General features: G+C 74.6%; 23 protein-coding genes. 10 read left to right on the top strand and 13 right to left on the bottom strand.

Translation table 11 applies throughout. The features are described 5' to 3' along the window. The first annotated feature begins 78 nt into the window (after positions 1 to 78). Positions 79 to 729 carry a phosphoserine phosphatase SerB gene (serB, locus tag Cph01nite_RS13975; RefSeq protein ID WP_203675200.1) on the top strand — a complete coding sequence of 217 codons (651 nt, stop codon included), beginning with the start codon at positions 79 to 81 and terminating at the stop codon, positions 727 to 729. Positions 730 to 772: 43 nt separating this feature from the next. Here the strand turns inward: serB and Cph01nite_RS13970 are convergent, their stop codons facing one another. The 3 genes from Cph01nite_RS13970 to fabG form a co-directional block, all read right to left on the bottom strand. Then, a complete protein-coding gene (locus Cph01nite_RS13970) occupies positions 773 to 1,294 on the bottom strand; it encodes a SixA phosphatase family protein (protein WP_203675198.1) in 522 nt (173 codons plus the stop codon). A gap of 80 nt (positions 1,295 to 1,374) precedes the next feature. Further along, positions 1,375 to 2,142 (bottom strand): enoyl-ACP reductase FabI, encoded by a 768-nt coding sequence (fabI, locus tag Cph01nite_RS13965; RefSeq protein WP_203675196.1) that lies wholly within the window; start codon positions 2,140 to 2,142, stop codon positions 1,375 to 1,377. 64 nt (positions 2,143 to 2,206) lie between these two features. Then, on the bottom strand, positions 2,207 to 2,959 hold the full coding sequence (gene fabG / locus Cph01nite_RS13960; RefSeq protein WP_203675194.1) for a 3-oxoacyl-ACP reductase FabG: 753 nt from the start codon (positions 2,957 to 2,959) through the stop codon (positions 2,207 to 2,209). A 145-nt stretch (positions 2,960 to 3,104) separates the two neighbouring features. Here fabG and Cph01nite_RS13955 point away from each other — a divergent pair, with 145 nt between their 5' ends. Genes Cph01nite_RS13955 through Cph01nite_RS13945 form a run of 3 tightly spaced genes read left to right on the top strand, consistent with a single transcriptional unit; the run spans position 3,105 to position 4,614 of the window. After that, the gene (locus tag Cph01nite_RS13955; protein WP_239069268.1) at positions 3,105 to 3,440 is read left to right on the top strand and encodes a DUF3099 domain-containing protein; all 336 of its coding nucleotides are present in this window, start codon (positions 3,105 to 3,107) and stop codon (positions 3,438 to 3,440) included. Further along, complete coding sequence (locus tag Cph01nite_RS13950; RefSeq protein ID WP_203675192.1) at positions 3,437 to 3,682, top strand: hypothetical protein; 246 nt, start codon at positions 3,437 to 3,439, stop codon at positions 3,680 to 3,682. Before Cph01nite_RS13955 ends, Cph01nite_RS13950 begins: the two co-directional genes overlap by 4 nt. Continuing rightward, complete coding sequence (locus Cph01nite_RS13945) at positions 3,679 to 4,614, top strand: SURF1 family cytochrome oxidase biogenesis protein (protein WP_203675190.1); 936 nt, start codon at positions 3,679 to 3,681, stop codon at positions 4,612 to 4,614. Before Cph01nite_RS13950 ends, Cph01nite_RS13945 begins: the two co-directional genes overlap by 4 nt. On the opposite strand, the gene Cph01nite_RS13940 is transcribed toward Cph01nite_RS13945, so the two are convergent. Next, the gene (locus tag Cph01nite_RS13940) at positions 4,587 to 6,185 is read right to left on the bottom strand and encodes an ABC-F family ATP-binding cassette domain-containing protein (RefSeq protein WP_203675188.1); all 1,599 of its coding nucleotides are present in this window, start codon (positions 6,183 to 6,185) and stop codon (positions 4,587 to 4,589) included. The genes Cph01nite_RS13945 and Cph01nite_RS13940 overlap by 28 nt on opposite strands. A 142-nt stretch (positions 6,186 to 6,327) precedes the next feature. Between Cph01nite_RS13940 and Cph01nite_RS13935 the strand changes: the two genes are divergently transcribed. The 4 genes from Cph01nite_RS13935 (at position 6,328) to ypfJ (ending at position 9,328) form a co-directional block, all read left to right on the top strand. After that, positions 6,328 to 6,996: a biotin transporter BioY gene (locus Cph01nite_RS13935; RefSeq protein WP_203675186.1), complete on the top strand. Its 669-nt coding sequence runs from the start codon at positions 6,328 to 6,330 to the stop codon at positions 6,994 to 6,996. Between the two features lie 4 nt (positions 6,997 to 7,000). Next, a complete protein-coding gene (locus tag Cph01nite_RS13930; protein ID WP_203675184.1) occupies positions 7,001 to 7,753 on the top strand; it encodes an energy-coupling factor ABC transporter ATP-binding protein in 753 nt (250 codons plus the stop codon). Beyond that, positions 7,750 to 8,385 carry an energy-coupling factor transporter transmembrane component T family protein gene (locus tag Cph01nite_RS13925; protein WP_203675182.1) on the top strand — a complete coding sequence of 212 codons (636 nt, stop codon included), beginning with the start codon at positions 7,750 to 7,752 and terminating at the stop codon, positions 8,383 to 8,385. Before Cph01nite_RS13930 ends, Cph01nite_RS13925 begins: the two co-directional genes overlap by 4 nt. Before the next feature lie 67 nt (positions 8,386 to 8,452). Then, a complete protein-coding gene (ypfJ, locus tag Cph01nite_RS13920) occupies positions 8,453 to 9,328 on the top strand; it encodes a KPN_02809 family neutral zinc metallopeptidase (protein WP_203675180.1) in 876 nt (291 codons plus the stop codon). 85 nt (positions 9,329 to 9,413) lie between these two features. Here the strand turns inward: ypfJ and Cph01nite_RS13915 are convergent, their stop codons facing one another. The 9 genes from Cph01nite_RS13915 to Cph01nite_RS13875 form a co-directional block, all read right to left on the bottom strand. Then, positions 9,414 to 9,758 carry a metal-sulfur cluster assembly factor gene (locus Cph01nite_RS13915; RefSeq protein WP_203675178.1) on the bottom strand — a complete coding sequence of 115 codons (345 nt, stop codon included), beginning with the start codon at positions 9,756 to 9,758 and terminating at the stop codon, positions 9,414 to 9,416. Next, on the bottom strand, positions 9,755 to 10,270 hold the full coding sequence (gene sufU, locus Cph01nite_RS13910; RefSeq protein WP_203675176.1) for a Fe-S cluster assembly sulfur transfer protein SufU: 516 nt from the start codon (positions 10,268 to 10,270) through the stop codon (positions 9,755 to 9,757). Before sufU ends, Cph01nite_RS13915 begins: the two co-directional genes overlap by 4 nt. Then, on the bottom strand, positions 10,267 to 11,619 hold the full coding sequence (locus tag Cph01nite_RS13905) for a cysteine desulfurase (RefSeq protein ID WP_203675174.1): 1,353 nt from the start codon (positions 11,617 to 11,619) through the stop codon (positions 10,267 to 10,269). Before Cph01nite_RS13905 ends, sufU begins: the two co-directional genes overlap by 4 nt. Before the next feature lie 116 nt (positions 11,620 to 11,735). Then, the gene (gene sufC, locus Cph01nite_RS13900; RefSeq protein WP_203675172.1) at positions 11,736 to 12,500 is read right to left on the bottom strand and encodes a Fe-S cluster assembly ATPase SufC; all 765 of its coding nucleotides are present in this window, start codon (positions 12,498 to 12,500) and stop codon (positions 11,736 to 11,738) included. Positions 12,501 to 12,520: 20 nt separating this feature from the next. Beyond that, positions 12,521 to 12,853: a non-heme iron oxygenase ferredoxin subunit gene (locus Cph01nite_RS13895; RefSeq protein WP_203675170.1), complete on the bottom strand. Its 333-nt coding sequence runs from the start codon at positions 12,851 to 12,853 to the stop codon at positions 12,521 to 12,523. Then, positions 12,850 to 14,163 (bottom strand): Fe-S cluster assembly protein SufD, encoded by a 1,314-nt coding sequence (sufD, locus tag Cph01nite_RS13890; protein WP_203675168.1) that lies wholly within the window; start codon positions 14,161 to 14,163, stop codon positions 12,850 to 12,852. The genes Cph01nite_RS13895 and sufD overlap by 4 nt, the downstream gene beginning before the upstream one ends. Continuing rightward, positions 14,163 to 15,620, bottom strand: coding sequence for a Fe-S cluster assembly protein SufB (gene sufB / locus Cph01nite_RS13885; RefSeq protein ID WP_203675166.1), 1,458 nt, complete (start codon positions 15,618 to 15,620; stop codon positions 14,163 to 14,165). The genes sufD and sufB overlap by 1 nt, the downstream gene beginning before the upstream one ends. Further along, positions 15,617 to 16,402 carry a helix-turn-helix transcriptional regulator gene (locus tag Cph01nite_RS13880; protein ID WP_203675164.1) on the bottom strand — a complete coding sequence of 262 codons (786 nt, stop codon included), beginning with the start codon at positions 16,400 to 16,402 and terminating at the stop codon, positions 15,617 to 15,619. The genes sufB and Cph01nite_RS13880 overlap by 4 nt, the downstream gene beginning before the upstream one ends. Positions 16,403 to 16,580: 178 nt before the next feature. Continuing rightward, entirely contained in the window at positions 16,581 to 17,189 is a 609-nt protein-coding gene (locus tag Cph01nite_RS13875) for a hypothetical protein (protein WP_203675162.1), read from the bottom strand. A gap of 162 nt (positions 17,190 to 17,351) precedes the next feature. Between Cph01nite_RS13875 and Cph01nite_RS13870 the strand changes: the two genes are divergently transcribed. Together Cph01nite_RS13870 and Cph01nite_RS13865 are read left to right on the top strand one after the other, a co-directional pair. Further along, positions 17,352 to 18,287, top strand: a complete 936-nt coding sequence (locus Cph01nite_RS13870) for an ABC transporter ATP-binding protein (protein ID WP_203675160.1) — start codon at positions 17,352 to 17,354, stop codon at positions 18,285 to 18,287. Next, positions 18,284 to 19,066 (top strand): ABC transporter permease, encoded by a 783-nt coding sequence (locus Cph01nite_RS13865; RefSeq protein WP_203675158.1) that lies wholly within the window; start codon positions 18,284 to 18,286, stop codon positions 19,064 to 19,066. The genes Cph01nite_RS13870 and Cph01nite_RS13865 overlap by 4 nt, the downstream gene beginning before the upstream one ends. Positions 19,067 to 19,132: the final 66 nt, after the last annotated feature.

The following is a 19,132-nucleotide window of genomic DNA, read 5'->3' as shown; positions in this document are numbered from 1 at the left end:
GGCGGGCCCGGCCCGCCCGGTCCGGACGCCTGGCGGACACCTGCGCCCGTCCCCGGCACCGGCCGCTAGCCTGCGGGCGTGGACACCCGTACGGCTGCTGCCCGGCTCGTCGTCATGGACGTCGACTCCACGCTCATCACGGGCGAGGTGGTCGAGATGCTCGCCGGCCACGCGGGCTCCCGTCCGCTCGTCGCGCAGATCACCGAGCGAGCGATGCGTGGCGAGATCGACTTCGCCCGGTCGCTGCGCGAGCGCGTCGCGACGTTGGCGGGACTGCCCGTGTCGGTGTTCGACGAGGTGCTCGCGGAGGTCGAGCTGACCCCGGGCGCCGCCGAGCTCGTCACCGAGCTGCAGCGACGGGGCTGGCCCGTCGGCCTGGTCTCGGGCGGCTTCGTCGAGGTCGCCCGCCCCCTGGCCGCGCGCCTGGGGATCACGCGGGTGCACGCCAACCGGCTCGAGGTGCGCGACGGCCGCCTCACCGGACGCGTCGACGGCCCCGTCGTCGACCGCGCCGCCAAGGCCGCCACCCTCACGGCGTGGGCCGCGGAGCTGGGCGTGCCGATGGACCGGACCGTCGCCATCGGCGACGGTGCCAACGACCTCGACATGCTCGCCGCCGCGGCCACGGGGATCGCCTTCAACGCCAAGCCCGTCGTGGCGCAGGCTGCCGACGCGGCGGTCGACGGACGTCTCGACGCCGTCCTCGCGCTCGCCCCCTTCACCGGCTGAGGAGCCTGCGCACGGAGCCGGGCGGCGCGGTGGCGCCGGACCGTCAGTCGGGGCGGTCCAGGTGGACGAGCCGCAGCGCGCCGGGCGCGACCGCGTCCCACGCACCGTCCAGCTCGAGCACCGTCCAGGCTGCGGTCGGCATCCCGCGCTGGACCCGTGCGAGCACGGCCTCGTCCGACCCGGGACCCGCCAGCACCCCCGACGCGTGCGAGACCGTCGGCTCGTGCCCCACGACCAGGACGGTCGACGCCTCCGCGGGCTGCGTGCGCAGGACGGCAGCAAGGTCACCCGTCGAGGCGTCGTACAGCAGGTCGGTCACCGCCACCTCGGGGTCGGCCGCGCCGGCGGTCGTCAGCGCCGTCCGCGCGATCTCCCACGTCTGGCGCGTCCGCAGGGCCGACGAGCACAGCACGTGGGTGGGCGCGAGACCGGCGGCGGCCAGCGCGCCCCCGACGGCTGCGGCCTGCCGGCGCCCGGCCAGTGCCAGCGGGCGCTCGTGGTCGACGACCGCGCCGGCCGGCTCGGCCTTCGCGTGCCGCAGGAGGACGAGACGGTGCGGAGTCACGGGACCAGGGTCCCATCCCGCACCGTCGTCGAGGTACTGCCCACGGCCCCGCGTGGCGTGACGAACGCGACGTCCGGGGGTCACAACCCCATCGCGTGCACGCCACCGTCGACGTGCACGATCTCGCCCGTCGTCGCCGGGAACCAGTCGGAGAGCAGCGCCGCGACCGCGCGGGCGGTCGGCTCGGGGTCGCTGACGTCCCAGCCGAGCGGAGCGCGGTCGGGCCAGCCGCCCTCCATCGCCTCGAACCCGGGGATCGACTTGGCGGCCGTCGTGCGGATCGGACCGGCGGACACGAGGTTGACCCGGACGCCCAGCGGGCCGAGATCGCGGGCCAGGTAGCGGGCGGTGGACTCGAACGCGGCCTTGGCGACGCCCATCCAGTCGTACACGGGCCACGCGTAGCGGGCGTCGAACGTCAGCCCGACGAGGCTCGACCCGCGCGTGAGCAGCGGCTGGGTGGCCACGGCCAGCGCCTTGAGCGAGTAGGCGCTGACGTGCACCGCGGTGGCGACGTCCTCCCACTGCCCGGCGAGGAAGTTGCCGCCCATCACGGACTGCGGGGCGAACCCGATGGAGTGCACCACCCCGTCGAGGTGGTCGGCGTGCTCACGGACACGGTCCGCGAGCGCGGCGAGGTCGTCGTCGGAGGTGACGTCGAGCTCGACGACGGGCGCCGCCTGCGGCAGCCGCCGGGCGATCGCCTGCGTGAGGCGCAGCTGCCGCCCGAACGAGGTCAGGACGACGGTGGCGCCCTGCTCCTGCGCGAGGCGGGCGACGTGGAACGCGATCGAGCTGTCCGTCAGGACGCCGGTGACGAGCAGGGTCTTGCCCTCGAGCAGTGCCATGGTCCAGGTGCCTTTCGGTCGGGTGGGCCGGGTCGCGGGGCGCCGGCGGGAGAGGTCGAGGGGGTCAGTGCCCCATGCCGAGGCCGCCGTCGACGGGCAGGACCGCGCCGGAGACGTAGGCGGCGGCGTCGGAGGCGAGGAACTGGACGGCGGCCGCGACCTCGTCGGCGTGGCCGAAGCGGCCGGCCGGGATCGAACCGAGGTACGCCTGCTGGCGGTCCTCCGGCAGCGCCTTGGTCATGTCGGTGTCGATGAACCCCGGCGCGACGACGTTCGCCGTGATGCCACGCCCCCCGAGCTCCCGGGTGATCGAGCGGGCCATGCCGACGAGCGCGGCCTTGGACGACGCGTAGTTGACCTGCCCGGGCGAGCCGTACATCCCGACGACCGAGGAGATGAGGACCACGCGGCCGCGACGCAGCCGGATCATGCCCGTGCTCGCCCGGCGCACGACCCGGAACGCCCCGGTGAGGTTGACGTCGAGGACGTCGGCGAAGTCCTCGTCGGTCATGCGCATCAGCAGCCCGTCGCGGGTGACACCCGCGTTGGCGACGAGCACCTCGACCGGCCCGTGGGCAGCCTCGACCTGGGCGAACGCGGCGTCGACGGAGGCCGTGTCGCGCACGTCGCCGATGACCTCGAGCACCCCCTCGGGCGACCCTCCGGACCGGACGATCGTGGCGACCCGGTCGCCCTCGGCGAGGAAGCGCTCGGCGATGGCGCGGCCGATGCCGCGGTTGGCGCCGGTCACCAGGACGCTGCGCGGGGCGCGGGCGGTCGGGTCGGCGGGCGTGGTCGGGGGTGTCGTCGCAGGCACGGGACACGACGCTAGCCGACCACCGACCCCTGCGCGGGGGTGTCCGCCGTGACGAGTTGCCGGCCCCGGGTTGTGGGAGCTCCACAAAGTGTGGGGCCGACCACGTCGCAGGGCCCGACCCGTGCAGGGCGCCTACCATCAGGTGGTGAGCACACGTCGACGCAGCGGGCCCGCGGAGCCGGAGGTGTACCGCATCACGTCCGCGCCCGAGCCGCTGGCCGACGACCTCGCGCGCCGCCAGCGCCGCTACCTGTGGCAGATGGGCATCCGGGTCGTGTGCTTCGTCGCCGCGGGCCTGCTGTGGTCGTACGTGCCCGTCGCCGTGTCGCTGGCGCTGATCGCCGCCGCCGCCGTGCTGCCGTACATCGCGGTGCTGCTGGCCAACGCCGGCCGCGAACGGCGCGACGAGCCCGGCGTGTACTTCGAGGCGCGTGCGATCGAGGCCGCGCCCCGCCACGACGAGCTCGGAGGTGGCCGGTGACCCTCCCGACCCCGGGGCCCGCCGCGGACCCCGTCGGCGAGCTCGTGTGCAGCGCCCGCGGCTGCCGTGCGCAGCCCGCGTGGGGCGTGCTGTGGAACAACCCCAAGCTGCACACGCCGGAGCGCCGCAAGGTCTGGCTCGCGTGCGACGCGCACCGCGAGCACCTCGGCGAGTACCTGCGCGTGCGCGACTTCCTGCGCGACGTCGTCCCCGTCGACGAGCTGGTCCGGGCCGAGCCGTGACCGACGCACCACCCGCGGCCGTGGACCTGCGCGCCGCGGCCCGTCGGCAAGCGGTCGTGCTGCTGGTGCTCGCCGTCGTCGTCGCCGTGGTGTGCACCCTGCTGGGGCGGTGGCAGTGGCAGCGGCACGTCGACCGGGACGCGGCGATCGCCGTCGTCGAGGCGAACTACGCCGCGCCGGCGGTCGACCTGGCGGACGTCGTCGCCGATCCCGCGGCCGCCCTCCCCGACGCCGACGCGTGGCGCTCGGTGCAGGTCCGCGGGCGGTACCTCGACGACGCGACCGTCCTGCTGCGCAACCGTCCCGTCGACAGCACGCCAGCCTACCACGCGCTCGTCCCGCTGCTCGTCACGGACGCCGCCCCGACGTCCGCGGGCGCCCCGGTCGGCGCGGGCGGGGTGCTCGTCGTCGACCGCGGCTGGGTGCCCACCGGCGCGGACGGCTCGGTGGACGTCGAGGTCCCCGCGTCGCCACCGGGTGAGGTCACGGTGACGGTCCGGCTGCGACCCGGCGAGGCGACGAGCCGCCGCGACGCCCCGGCCGGCCAGGTGCAGGCGATCGCCCCCGCCCAGGTCCTCGCCGCCGGCGGCGTCGAGGGCGCGCCGTACGCCGCCTACGGGTCGCTCGTGCGGGAGGACCCCGCACCGGCCGAGCCGCTCGGTGCGCTCGCCGCGCCCAGCACCGACCCCGGCTCGCACCTGTCGTACGCGTTCCAGTGGTGGGTGTTCGCGCTCGGCGGGCTCGTGGCGTTCAGCGTGGCGGCCCGGCGCGAGTGGACGTCGGTGGTCACCGTGGGGGACGGACCGCCCACGCTGCGCCCCGCGCGACCCCGCCGGTCGCCGGGCCGCGACGAGCTCGCCGAGGACGCCGAGATCGCCGCCCAGCAGGACCCGGGCGACGCCCGTCAGGCCAGCGCGATGAGGTCCAGGTAGTCCGGACCCCACAGGTCCTCGTCGCCGTCGGGCAGCAGCAGGACGCGCTCGGGCTCGAGCGCGGTGACGGCGCCCTCGTCGTGGCTGACGAGCACGACCGCGCCCTGGTACCCGCGCAGCGCCGCGAGGATCTCCTCGCGGGACGCCGGGTCCAGGTTGTTCGTCGGCTCGTCGAGCAGCAGGACGTTGGCGCTCGACACGACCAGGGTCGCCAGCGCGAGACGGGTCTTCTCCCCGCCCGACAGGACCCGGGCCGGCTTGTCGGCGTCGTCCCCGGAGAACAGGAACGACCCGAGGACGGACCGCACCTGCGTGTCCGTGAGGTCCGGCGCGGCGGTGCGCAGGTTCTCCAGGACGGTGCGCGACAGGTCGAGCGTCTCGTGCTCCTGCGCGTAGTAGCCCAGCTTGAGCCCGTGACCCGGCTTCACCTCGCCCGTGTCCGGCTCCTGCAGCCCTCCCAGCATGCGCAGCAGCGTCGTCTTGCCGGCGCCGTTGAGCCCCAGGACGACGACCTTGCTGCCCCGGTCGATGGCCAGCGAGACGTCCGTGAAGACCTCCTGCGAGCCGTAGGACTTCGACAGCCCCTCGGCCGTGAGCGGCGTGCGCCCGCACGGCGCCGGGTCGGGGAACCGCAGCCGGGCGACCTTGTCGTTGACCCGGACCGCGTCCAGGCCCGACAGCATGCGCTCGGCGCGGCGGGCCATGTTCTGCGCCGCGACGGCCTTGGTGGCCTTCGCGCGCATCTTGTCGGCCTGGGCCAGGAGCGTGGCCGCCTTCTTCTCGGCGTTGGCGCGCTCGCGCCGGCGGCGCTTCTCGTCGGTCTCCCGCTGCTGCAGGTAGGCGTCCCAGCCGAGGTTGTACAGGTCGAGCTGGGAGCGGTTGGCGTCGAGGTGGAACACCTTGTTGACGGTGGCGCGCAGCAGCTCGACGTCGTGGCTGATGACGACGAACCCGCCGGGGTAGCTCTTGAGGTACTCGCGCAGCCACACGATCGAGTCGGCGTCGAGGTGGTTCGTCGGCTCGTCGAGCAGCAGCGTGTCGGCTCCCGAGAACAGGATCCGGGCGAGCTCGACCCGGCGACGCTGACCACCCGACAGCGTCCCCAGGTCCTGGCCCAGCACCCGGTCGTCGAGGCCCAGCGCCGCGGTGATGCGGTGCGCCTCGCTCTCGGCCGCGTAGCCGCCGGCCGCGGTGAAGCGGGCCTCGAGCTTCGTGTACCGCTCCATCGCCTTGTCGCGCGTCGCGTCGTCGGCCGAGGCCATGAGGCCCTCGGTCTCCCGCATCGACGCCAGCACCGCGTCCAGCCCGCGCGCCGAGAGCACCCGGTTCATCGCGAGCTGCGTGAGGTCGCCCGAGCCCGGGTCCTGCGGCAGGTAGCCGACCTCGCCGCTGCGGGAGATCGTCCCGCCCGTGGGCTGGGTCTCCCCCGCCAGCGTGCGCGTGAGCGTCGTCTTGCCCGCGCCGTTGCGGCCCACGAGCCCGATCCGGTCGCCGGAGGCGATCCGGAACGTCGTCGGTTCCAGCAGGACGCGGGCGCCGACGCGCAGCTCGACGCCCGAAGCGGTGATCACAGGGGTGTTCCTCGGTTTCCTACGAGAAGACCGGGCGGGTTCTGGCCCCCGGCACAAACGCCGACCATCGTACCCAGCCGCTAGCGTGGCGAGCGGTCGGGCGCCGACCCTCCACCCCATCCTCACCGGCGGGAGCCACCACATGTCCACCAGTTCCCCGGACGACAGCACCACCCGGACGGTCCCGTCGGCGACCGCGGCGGAGGTCCCCGGCCTCCTGACCGACCCCCCGCCCCCGCAGCCCGCTCGACGGACGAGCACGGACGTCGCCCTCGTCGCGACGTTCGCCGCGTTCGTCGCGGCGTGCGCGCTGGTGCCGGCGATCCCCACGGGCTCCGGCGTGCCGATCACGCTCCAGACGTTCGGCGTGGTCGTCGCCGGCCTCGTCCTCGGGGCACGGCGCGGGTTCCTCGCCGTGACGCTCTACCTGGTCGTGGGCCTGGCGGGGGTCCCCGTCTTCGCCGAGATGACCGGTGGCCTCGGCGTGCTCGGCAAGCCGTCGGTCGGCTACCTGCTCGCGTTCCCGCTGGCCGCGGCCGTCGCCGGGTGGCTCGGCGGGCTCGCGCTGCGCGTGCCGCGGGCCGCGTGGCGGTACCCGCTGCTCGTCGCGGCCGGGCTCGGCTCGTCGTTCCTCGTGACGCACCCCGCCGGCATCCTCGGGCTGGTCGCCCGGCTCGGCGTCTCCCCGGCCGAGGCGCTCGCGATCGACGTCGTCTACTGGCCGGGTGACGTGGTCAAGAACCTGCTCGCCGCCGGTGTGACGCTCGCGGTGCTGCGCGCGTTCCCCGACCTGCGCCGCGGCCGGCGCTGACGCCGTGATCGAGCTCGACGCGGCCGAGGTCACCGCCTGGTCCCCGGACCCGGCCGGTGGCCCGGACCGCGTCGTGCGGCTCCTGGGGCCGGTGTCCCTGCGGCTGGCCGAGCGTCACGTCGCCGTCGTCGGCGCCAACGGGTCGGGCAAGTCGACCCTGGCGCGCCTGCTCAACGGGCTGGTGCTGCCCTCGGCGGGGCACGTGCGCGTCGACGGGCTCGACACCGCGTCCGACGGCCCGGCCGTGCGCCGCCGCGTCGGGTTCGTGTTCACCGACCCCGACGCGCAGATCGTCATGCCGACGCCGGTCGAGGACGTCGCGCTGTCCCTGCGGCGCACGGTCCCGGACGCCCGCGAGCGCGAGGCACGAGCGCTCGACGTGCTGGCGCGGTACGGGCTGGCCGAGCGCGCCCACGTCTCCGTGCACGCCCTGTCCGGGGGCCAGCGCCAGCTGCTCGCCCTCGCCGCGGTCCTGGCGACCGAGCCCGCGGTGCTGGTGTGCGACGAGCCGACGACGCTGCTCGACCTGCGCTGGCGCACGCACGTCGACGCGCTGCTCGCGACGCTCGACCAGCAGGTCGTCGTCGTCACCCACGACCTGGAGGCCGCCGCACGGGCCGAGCGCGTGCTGGTGGTCGACGAGGGGCTGGTGGTGGCCGACGACGCCCCCGGGCCGGCACTGGCGCACTACCGGGAGCTGATGGGGGCCCCGCGCCCCGACCACGCCGCGCGAGGCGCCGGGCCGGCGGCGTCGTGACGCAGGGTCGTCCGCTGCGACCGCCGTGGGCGGGTCCGCTGGGGCTGCACCACCCCGGTGCCGGACCGGTCCACCGGCTGCCGGCGATGCTCAAGCTCCTGCTGCTGGCCGCGACGGGGGTCGTCGTCGTGCTGCCGCTCGGTCCGTGGGTGGCCGCAGCCGGGCTCGGGGTCGTCGTCCTCCTGACGGCGCTGGCGCGGGTGCCGTGGCACCGTGCGACCCGTGGTCTGCTGCCGGTGGTCCTCACCGCGGGGGCGCTGGGGACCTACCAGGCGTGGGTGCGGGGCCCGGCGACGGGGGCGGAGGTCGCGCTCGACCTCCTCACGCTGGTCCTGGCCGGCGCCCTCGTGACCGCGACGACCCGTGCCGACGACCTCCTGGCGGTCGTCGCCCGTGCCGCGCGTCCGCTGCGGCACGTCGGCCTGCCGCCCGAGACGGTCGCGCTGACCGTGGGGCTGTTCCTGCGGACCGTGCCCGTGCTCGTGCAGGTCGTGGGTGAGTCACGCGACGCCGCGCGCGCCCGGGGGCTCGACCGTGACCCGCGGGCCGTCGTCGTCCCCGCGGCCGTGCGCATGGTCGGCCACGCCCGGACCACGGGCGACGCGCTCGCCGCGCGCGGGCTGACCGACTGACGCGGCGCCCGCCGGCGGGCCGGCCGCTGCCCGCGCGCGCACCTCGGTCCCCCACTACCGTGTGCCCGTGACTTTCAGCGAGGGTGGCAGCTTCGAGGGCGGCCGGGTCAGGCGCCACGGCCGCGGACGTGCCGCCGCGGGCGGCGGCGGTCTCATCGGGATCATCGCGCTGGCGATCTACCTGTTCACCGGGCAGGACGTGTCCGGCGTCCTCGACGGCGGGCAGCCGGGCGGGCAGAGCGCGCCCACCGGTGACGTCGGTGCGTGCACCGTCGAGCAGGCGAACACCGACCCGCTGTGCCGGTTCTCCGCCACGGTGCAGTCCCTCGACGCGTTCTGGCAGGCGACCCTCCCGGCGGGCACGGCGTTCGTGGCCCCCACGGCCAACGAGTTCACCGGCGGCATCGCCACGGGCTGCGGCCAGGCGTCGTCGTCCACCGGCCCGTTCTACTGCCCGGCCGACCAGGGCATCTACCTCGACGTCTCGTTCTTCGAGGTGCTGCAGCAGCAGTTCGGGGCCCAGGGCGGGCCCCTGGCGGAGATGTACATCTACGCGCACGAGTACGGGCACCACGTCCAGAACCTCACGGGCGTCTTCGACGCCGCCGACCGCAGCGGTGGCGGCGCCGAGTCCGACTCCGTGCGCGTCGAGCTCCAGGCCGACTGCTACGCGGGCATGTGGGCCGGTGACGCCGCGACGCGCGAGGACCCGGACCGGCCCGGCGTGACGTTCCTCGAGCCCCCGACCGCCGAGGAGCTCGCCCAGGCGCTCGACGCCGCGGCCGTGGTCGGCGACGACCACATCCAGGAGCAGTCCGGCGGTGGCGTGAACCCCGACACGTGGACCCACGGGTCGAGCGAGCAGCGCCAGAAGTGGTTCATCATCGGCTACGAGCAGGGGTCGCTCGCGGCGTGCGACACCTTCGCCACAGCCGACCTCTGACGCGTCGCCGGACCGGTTCACGTTCGCACGCACGACGCCCCGCACCCGCGCAGCGGGGGCGGGGCGTCGTGCGGTGCTGGCGTGCTCAGATGTTGAAGCCCAGCGCCCGCATCTGCTCGCGACCGTCGGGCGTGATCTTCTCGGGGCCCCACGGCGGCATCCACACCCAGTTGATGCGGAACCCGTCGACGAGGCCGTCGAGCGCCTGCGCCGACTGGTCCTCGATGACGTCCGTCAGGGGGCAGGCCGCCGACGTGAGCGTCATGTCGATGACCGCGGTGTTCGTCTGGTCGACGACGACGCCGTACACCAGGCCGAGGTCGACGACGTTGATGCCGAGCTCGGGGTCGATGACGTCCCGCATCGCCTCCTCGACGTCCGCGGCCGTCGGCGCGGTGGTGGGGGCAGGGGTGGTCGGTTCGGTCGTCATGCGTCCTCCGTCGTACGGGCACCGGACAGGATGAGGGCGTCGTTCAGGGCGACCCAGCCGAGCTGCGCGCACTTGACGCGGGCCGCGTACCGCGAGACCCCGACGAACGCGGCGGCGTCCCCCAGCAGCTCCTCGGCGTCCGGCGACAGGCTCGCGCCCTGCGACTGCATCATCTCGCGGAAGGTCGCCGCGACGCGGTCGACGGCCGGCAGGTCCTGACCGACGACCAGGTCGTGCAGTACCGACGTGGACGCCTGGGAGATCGAGCAGCCCTGGCCCTCCCACGCGACGTCGCGCACCACGGGGACGTCGCCGGTGGTGTCGACGTCGACGTGCAGGGTGACCTCGTCACCGCAGGTGGGGTTGACCTGGTGGGACGTCGCGGCGCACGTCCCGTGGTCGGCGGCGGCGACCCCGACGGCCGACACGCCCTCGGGCAGCCCCCGGCCGTGCGGGTGCTTGGCGTGGTCGAGGATGACCTGCTGGTACAGCTGCTCCATGGCCGAGCTCATGCGGGCCTCCCGTCCGTCGCCGTGCCGTCCAGTCCGAAGAACGTCCGGACCCCCGCCAGTGCTTCCCGGAACGCCGCCACGTCGTCGTCCGTCGTGTACACGCCGGCCGAGGCGCGGGCCGTCGCGGCGACGCCGAACCGGCGGTGGAGCGGCTGCGCGCAGTGGTGGCCCACGCGCACCGCGACGCCCGCGTCGTCGAGCACCTGCCCGACGTCGTGCGCGTGGACGCCGTCGACGACGAACGACACCGCGGCGAGGCGGTCGACGTTCTCCGTGGGCCCCACGACCCGGACGCCGGGGACGGACGCCACGGCGTCGAGCAGCGCGCCCGCGAGGTGGTGCTCGTGCGCGGCCACGCCCGGCATGCCGAGCTCGGCGAGGTACTGGGCGGCCGCGCCCAGCGCGACGGCCTGCGAGACCATCTGCGTGCCGGCCTCGAACCGCTGCGGCGGCGGCGCGTACGTCGTCGCCTCCATCGTGACCACCTCCACCATGGACCCGCCCGTGGTCACCGGGGGCATGGCCTCGAGCAGCTCGCGGCGCCCGTACAGCGCGCCCACTCCCGTGGGGCCGTACATCTTGTGGCCGGAGAACGCGGCGAAGTCCACACCGAGCGCGGGCAGGTCGACAGGCAGGTGCGGCACCGACTGGCACGCGTCGAGCACGGTGAGCGCCCCGACCTCGCGCGCGCGCGCGACGAACGCCTCGACGGGGGTGATCGCCCCGGTCACGTTCGACGCGTGCGTGAACGCCAGGACGCGGGTCCGCTCGGTGACGACCGTGGCGAGCTGGTCGGTGCGGATCCGCCCGTCGTCGTCGACCCCGAGCCAGCGCAGCGTCGCGCCCGTGCGGGCCGCGAGCTCCTGCCACGGCACCAGGTTGGCGTGGTGCTCCGCCTCGGTGACGACGATCTCGTCGCCCGCACCGAGCGCGAACCGACGCGCCGCCTCTCCCCCGCGCCCCAGGGAGGCGTTGGACATCGCGTACGCGACGAGGTTGATCGCGGCCGTGGCGTTGGAGGTCCAGACCAGCTCGCCCGGCGACGCGCCGACGAAGCCGGCGACGCGGGCGCGGGCGCCCTCGAACGCCTCCGTCGCCTCCTCGGCGAGCTGGTGCGCGCCGCGGTGCACGGCGGCGTTGCGCCGCACGTAGAAGTCCTGCTCGGCGTCGAGGACGACGTCGGGCTTCTGCGAGGTCGCACCGCTGTCGAGGTACACCAGCGGGCGGCCGTCGCGCAGCGTGCGACCGAGCAGCGGGAAGTCGGCCCGCACGGCGACGAGCTCGGCGGCCGACAGCGGCGAGCCGTCGGTGGTGTCACCGGGGAGCAGCGGCTCCAGCGTGCTGGTCATGGGGTCCTCCGTGCGGAGCGGGAGCCGACCGGTCCCCGCGGCGTGCGCGGGGACGGGGGTCGGCGGGACGAGGGGACGGCGACCGCCGGGTCACCCCGGCGGTCGCCGTGACGTGCTCAGACCGAGGTGCCGGCCGGCAGGAACCTGTCGTAGCCCTCGTTCTCGAGGCGGTCGGCCAGCTCGGGGCCGCCCTCCTCGGCGATCCGTCCGTCGACGAAGACGTGCACGAAGTCGGGCGTGATGTACCGCAGGATGCGCGTGTAGTGCGTGATGAGCAGCATCCCGACGTCACCGGTCGACCGCACGCGGTTGACGCCCTCGGACACCACGCGCAGCGCGTCGACGTCAAGGCCGGAGTCGGTCTCGTCGAGGATCGCGAAGCGCGGCTTGAGGAGCTCCATCTGCAGGATCTCGTGGCGCTTCTTCTCGCCGCCGGAGAACCCCTCGTTGACCGAGCGCTCGGCGAACGTGGGGTCCATGCGCAGGTCGTCCATCGCCGTGCGGACGTCCTTGACCCACGAGCGCAGCGGCGGGGCCTCCCCGGAGATCGCCGTCTTGGCGGTCCGCAGGAAGTTGGACACCGAGACGCCGGGGACCTCGACGGGGTACTGCATGGCGAGGAACAGCCCGGCCCGCGCACGCTCGTCGACGCTCATCTCGAGCACGTCGGCGCCGTCGAGCAGGACGGTGCCCGCGGTGATCTGGTACTTGGGGTGGCCCGCCAGCGAGTACGCCAGCGTGGACTTGCCGGACCCGTTGGGGCCCATGATGGCGTGGGTCTCGCCGCTGTTCACGGTGAGGTCGACGCCGCGCAGGATGGGCTTGGCGCCCTCCTTCGTCTCGACGCTGACGTGCAGGTCGCGGATCTCCAGGGTGGACATCGGGGGTACTCCTCGGGTGCTCAGAGCGGGGCGTCGACGTCGACGAGCACACGCTCGCCGTCGACGGTCACGGGGTAGACGGGGACGGGACGGATCGCGGGCGGCGTCAGGGGCTTGCCGGAGCGCAGGTCGAACCTCGACCCGTGCAGCCAGCACTCGATCGCGCAGTCCTCGACGTCGCCGTCCGACAGGGAGACGGCACCGTGCGAGCAGACGTCGCTGATCGCGTGCCACTCGCCGGACTCGTCGCGGACGACGGCGACCTCGACGGGTCCCGCGTCGCCCACGAGCTCGACACGCAGCGCGCCGGCGACCGGCACGTCCGCGGTGGTGCAGGCCAGCTGGGCGCTCATGCACGCTCCGTGGTGGCCGCGGCGCCGGAGCCCTCGAGCTGCGGGGCGATCCCGAGGATCTCGCTCATCGACTTCTCGAGCTCCGCGTCGATCGACGCGACGAGCCGCTCCTCGACCTCGGGCACGCCGATCTCGCCGATCAGCTCGGCGAAGAACCCGCGCACGACGAGCCGTCGCGCGTCGGTCTCGGGGATGCCGCGCGCCCGCAGGTAGAACAGCTGCTCGTCGTCGAACCGGCCGGTGGCGCTGGCGTGGCCGGCACCCTCGATGACACCGGTCTCGATCTCCAGGTTCGGCACCGAGTCCGCCCGCGCCCCGTCGGTGAGGACGAGGTTGCGGTTGAGCTCGTAGGTGTCGGTGCCCTCGGCGGCGGCGCGGATGAGCACGTCGCCGACCCAGACGGTGTGGGCGCCGACGCCCTGCAGCGCGCCCTTGTAGGTCACGCGCGACACGCAGTTGGGGACCGCGTGGTCGACGAACAGGCGGTGCTCCTGGTGCTGGTCCGCGTCGGCGAAGTACATGCCGAGCGCGGTGACCGTGCCCCCCTCGCCGACGAACTCCGTGTCGGGCGTGATCCGCACGACGTCGCCGCCGAGCGTGACCACGATGTGCTTGACGGTCGCGTCGCGCCCGATGCGGACCCGGTGGCTCGCGGCGTGCACCGAGCCCGGGGCCCAGTCCTGGACGGAGACGACCGTGAGGTGCGCACCGTCCTCGGCGACGATCTCGACCGTCTCGGTGAGGTTGGCGTGCCCGACGTGGTCGAGCACGACGACGCCCTGCGACATCGGCTCGGCGTGCACGAGGAGGTGGGCGGCCGTCGGTTCGAGCGGGGCCTCCGCGAGTCCGGCGCCCTCCACCCCCTCGACGACGATCGAGGTGACCTTCGACGACACGGACTCGCGCGGCAGCGTGAGGATCGTGGCGCGCTCGAACGAGGCCCACGCCGTCGCCGCGGCACGGTCGCCCGGGCGCCCGGCGGTCCCGAGCCGCGCGTCGTCGCGGTCGACGATCTCGACCCGCGCCTCGGGAGCCTCGACGACCGTCGTCAGGACGCCGCGCCCGGTCAGGACGCCGTCCGTCGCGGCCGCGAACAGCCCGGCGAGGCGGTCGACCGGGGTGAAGCGCCACTCCTCCTCGCGCCCGGTGGGCACCGGGAAGTCCGCGACGTCGAAGCTCGTGGCGCGCGAGGCGCGCGACGACGCGGGCACGCCGCCGACGCCGTGCGTGTGCGCGCCGTCGGCGACGGCACGCGAGTGGTCCGTCGACAGGCCGGTCGCGGAGACCGGCTCGTTCGTGGTGGTCGTCATCAGCCGACGGCCCCTTCCATCTGCAGCTCGATGAGGCGGTTGAGCTCGAGCGCGTACTCCATGGGCAGCTCGCGCGCGATGGGCTCGACGAACCCGCGCACGATCATCGCCATGGCCTCGGTCTCGGCCATGCCTCGGGACATCAGGTAGAACAGCTGGTCCTCGCTCACGCGCGACACGGTCGCCTCGTGCCCCATCGACACGTCGTCCTCGCGGACGTCGACGTAGGGGTAGGTGTCCGAGCGCGAGATCTGGTCCACGAGCAGGGCGTCGCACAGCACGTTGGACGCCGAGTGCTCGGCCCCCTCGAGGATCTGCACGAGCCCGCGGTAAGACGTCCGGCCACCGCCGCGCGCGACCGACTTCGACACGATGGACGACGACGTGTGCGGTGCGGCGTGCACCATCTTCGAGCCCGCGTCCTGGTGCTGGCCCTCGCCGGCGAACGCGATGGACAGCGTCTCGCCGCGCGCGTGCTCGCCCATGAGGTAGATCGCCGGGTACTTCATGGTGACCTTGGAGCCGATGTTGCCGTCGACCCACTCCATGGTGGCGCCCTCGGCCGCGGTGGCCCGCTTGGTGACGAGGTTGTAGACGTTGTTCGACCAGTTCTGGATGGTCGTGTACCGCACGCGTGCGTTCTTCTTGACGATGATCTCCACGACCGCGGAGTGCAGCGAGTCCGACTGGTAGATCGGCGCGGTGCAGCCCTCGACGTAGTGCACGTACGAGCCCTCGTCCGCGATGATCAGCGTGCGCTCGAACTGGCCCATGTTCTCGGTGTTGATCCGGAAGTAGGCCTGCAGCGGGATGTCGACGTGCACGCCCGGCGGCACGTAGACGAACGAGCCGCCCGACCACACGGCGGTGTTGAGCGAGGCGAACTTGTTGTCCCCGGGCGGGATGACCGAGCCGAAGTACTGCTCGAAGATCTCCGGGTGCTCGCGCAGCGCGGTGTCGGTGTCGAGGAAGATGACGCCCTGCTCCTCGAGCGACTCCTGGATCTGGTGGTACACCACCTCGGACTCGTACTGCGCGGCGACGCCCGCGACCAGGCGCTGCTTCTCCGCCTCCGGGATGCCGAGGCGGTCGTACGTGTTCTTGATGTCCTCGGGCAGGTCCTCCCAGCTGGTGGCCTGCTTCTCGGTGGACCGGACGAAGTACTTGATGTTGTCGAAGTCGATGCCCGACAGGTCCGCGCCCCACCAGGGCATGGGCTTCTTGTCGAACAGCCGCAGCGACTTCAGACGCATCTTGAGCATCCACTCGGGCTCGTTCTTGAGCCGCGAGATGTCGCGCACGACGTCCTCGGACAGGCCGCGACGTGCGACCGATCCGGCGACGTCCGGGTCGTGCCAGCCGAAGGTGTAGTTGCCGATGGAGGCGATCGCCTCGTCCTGGCTCAACGGCTCTGCGGTCGCCGGCCGGGTGGCCGTGTCGTCCGTGGGTGCGCTCATCGTGTCGGTCCTTCCGTCGAGTGCACGGGGGCGGGTGGGGGCGTGCTGGGTGCGAGGTCGTCGGGCGGCCCGGCGCCGGCGGACGCGGTGCGTGCCGCGACCGTCGGGATGCTGGTGGTGCACACGTGCCCGCCGGAGGTCAGCGTGGAGAGCCGCTGCACGTGCACCCCGAGCAGCCGGCCGAACGCGCGGGTCTCGGCCTCGCAGAGCTGCGGGAACTGCGCCGCCACGTCCTGCACGGGGCAATGACCCTGGCAGAGCTGCACGACGCCCGCGCCGGGCACGGGCCGGGCCGACGCGGCGTAGCCGTCCCCGGCGAGCGCGCGGGCGAGCGCCTCGGCACGTGCCGTGACGTCGGGCCCCGCGGCGTCCACCGCGGCGGTGTGGCGCTCCTCGAGGAGGCGCACCCGGTGCTCGGCGAACTGCTCGACGGCCTGCGGGCCGGCCGCCTGCGCCAGGAAGCTCAGCGCGTCGGACGCGATCTCCGCGTAGCGGTGGGACAGCGCCGCCTGGCCCTGGCCGGTGACGACGTACCGCCGCGCGGGCCTGCCGCGTCCGCGGGACCCGGCGTGGCCGACGTGCACGGCGACCTGGTCGGCCTGCTCCAGCGCCTGGAGGTGACGACGCACCCCGGCGGCGGCCAGGTCGAGCGCCGAGGCGAGCGTCGCCGCGCTGACGGGCCCGTCGGCAGCGACGATCTGGAGGATCCGCCGCCGGGTCGACGCGTCGTGGTCCAGCACGGCGCCCGGGGCGTGGTCGGTGACCGGCGTGGAGCCTGTCATGCGTACCTCCCCGAGCGGCGACGTGGGCGCGGCGCGCGGCCCGGACCGGGCCCACCGCGACGAGCGCACAGCAGCGCTCGATATCGGCAACATCCTTGTTGCCGAAATCCATCCCCGCAAGCAAGGCGAGCCTTCCTGCCCGGTCCCACGTGCCGGCCGTCCGGGCCGACGGGCCGGCTCAGACGCCGGCAGCGACCCCCGCCGTCGGGTGGGCGACCCGCGCCGACGCCGCCGCGAGCGCGGTCCTGCTCGCGTCGACCTGGTCGGCCGGTGCGCCGTCGCGCGTGCGCCGCTCGAGCGCCGACGCGAACAGCTGGGCGGCCTCGCCGCACCGGCCGGCGTCGTACCGCACCTTGCCCTGCCCCTGGTCGGCGAACGCGAGGACCGCCGAGCAGTCACGCAGGGTCGCGTCGTCGACGCCCTCGGCGACCGCGGCACCCTGGGCCGCGCGGCGCACCGCGTCCACCACGAGGTCCGCGGCGTCGAGGCGACCCCGCCAGTGCAGGACCTGGGCGAGGCGCAGCAGCGGCCGCCACGCCGCTGCCGGGACGTCGGGGCCACCGGGTCGCGGCACGTCGCCGAGCGACGCGGGCCCGCCGTGCCGGACCACGTCGGACCACGCGAGCTGCTCGGCCGAGACGAGCGCACCGAGGATCCGCAGCCACACGACGCGCTCGCCGTCACCGTCGGGTCCGCGACGCTCCAGCTGCTCCACGTGCTCCCAGGTCGCCCTCACGTCCTGCGGGACCTCCCGCAGCGTCACGGTGTCGATGCGGTACGGGACCACGGGGCCTCCCCGGCCTGGCTCGGACAGACGGGACGATCCGGACGCGCCCCCTGGCGGCGTACCGTAGGGCGCCCGCACCACCCGCCGCGCAAGGTGTCCACCACCAGGACACGCAGCGACCGCGACGCGCGCCGGGACCGCGACCACCTAGACTCGCGCCCCGTGCCGCACTCCCCCGCCGTCGAGGTCCGCGGCCTCGTCAAGAGGTACGACGGACGCGCGGTCGTCGACGGGCTCGACCTGTCCGCCGCCGCCGGCCGCGTCACCGCGGTCCTGGGCCCCAACGGGGCCGGCAAGACGACCACGGTCGAGTGCTGCGAGGGCCTGCGCCCGCCCGACGCCGGCACGGTCCGGGTCCTGGGGCTCGACCCCGTCGCGGACGGTGCGGCCCTGCGTCCGCTCGTCGGTGTCATGCTCCAGGACGGCGGCCTGCCGACGGGGGTGCGGGCACGCGAGATGCTCGACCACGTCGCCCGCATGTACGCCGACCCGTGGGACACCGACGCGCTGGCCGAGCGCCTCGGCCTCGACGGGTTCGCGCGGACCACCGTGCGCCGCCTCTCGGGCGGCCAGCGGCAACGGCTCGCGCTGGCCGTCGCGGTCGTCGGCCGCCCCCGCGTGGTCTTCCTCGACGAGCCGAGCGCGGGCATGGACCCCCAGTCCCGTCTCGCCGTCTGGCAGCTCGTCCGCGAGCTGCGCGACGAGGGTGCCGCCGTGATCCTCACCACCCACCTCATGGAGGAGGCCGAGGACCTGGCCGACCACGTCGTCGTCGTCGACCACGGCACCGTCATCGCGCAGGGCAGCGTCCCCGAGCTGCTGGCGACCGACGTCGACCGCCGGGGCGCCGCGACCCTCGTCGTGCACACGGCCCACGACGTCGCCGCCACCGGCCTGCGCGAGCGCCTGGGACCGTCGTACGCCGTCGAGCACCGCTCCGCCACGTCGCTGGCCGTCACCGGCGAGGTGACCCCGTCGACCGTCGCCACGGTCACGGCGTGGCTCGCCGCGCAGGACGTGCTCGTCACACGCCTCGACCTCGGGCGGCGCACGCTCGAGGACGTCTTCCTCGACCTCACCGGACGGAGCCTGCGATGACCGCCCCCGCCGGACACCCGGCACCGGGCCGCCACGCGGCGGCGCCGGGCGCCCGCCGGGTGCTCGCCCAGGCCGGGTTCGAGGCGCGCATGATCCTGCGCAACGGCGAGCAGGTGCTCGTCGCCGTCGTCATCCCCGTGCTCGCGCTCGTCGGGCTCGTGCAGGGGACGTTCGTCGAGATCGACACCGCCGGCTCCTCGCGCGTCGACTTCCTCACGCCGGGCGTGCTCGCGCTGGCCGTGATGACCGCGTCCTTCACCTCGCAGGCCATCGCCACGGGGTTCGACCGGCGCAACGGCGTGCTGCGCCTGCTGGCGACGACCCCGCTCGGTCGCGGCGGGCTCCTGGCCGGCAAGGTCCTCGGGGTGCTGGCCGTCGAGGCCGTGCAGGTGCTGCTGCTGGGCGCCGCTGCCGTCGTGCTCGGGTGGCGCCCCGGCGTCGCGGGCGTCGTGCTCGCGCTCGTCGGCGTGGTGCTGGGGACCGCCGCGTTCACGGCGCTCGCGCTGCTGGTCGCGGGGACGCTGCGGGCCGAAGCCGTGCTCGCGCTGGCGAACCTCCTGCTGCTGGTCCTGGCCCTCGGCGGCGGGGTCATCGTGCCCGCCGACCGCCTGCCCGGCCCGTTCGCCGCGCTCGCGTCGTGGCTGCCGTCCGGGGCGTTCGGCGACGTCCTGCGCGGCGCCCTGCTCGACGGCAGCCTGCCCCTGTTGCCCGTGCTCGTCCTCGCGGCCTGGGCCGTCGGGCTCGGAGCGCTGGCGGCGCGGTTCTTCCGCTGGCACTGAGCCACGGTGAGACGCACGCCGCACCGCCGGAGCGCGTGCACGCGCCCTCGGGGCCGCCCTCGCGAC

This window comes from Cellulomonas phragmiteti, from assembly GCF_016862775.1.
Lineage (GTDB): Bacteria > Actinomycetota > Actinomycetes > Actinomycetales > Cellulomonadaceae > Cellulomonas > Cellulomonas phragmiteti.
The sequence above is the reverse complement of the archived record's forward strand: the minus strand, read 5'-3'. Positions and strand labels throughout refer to the sequence as shown.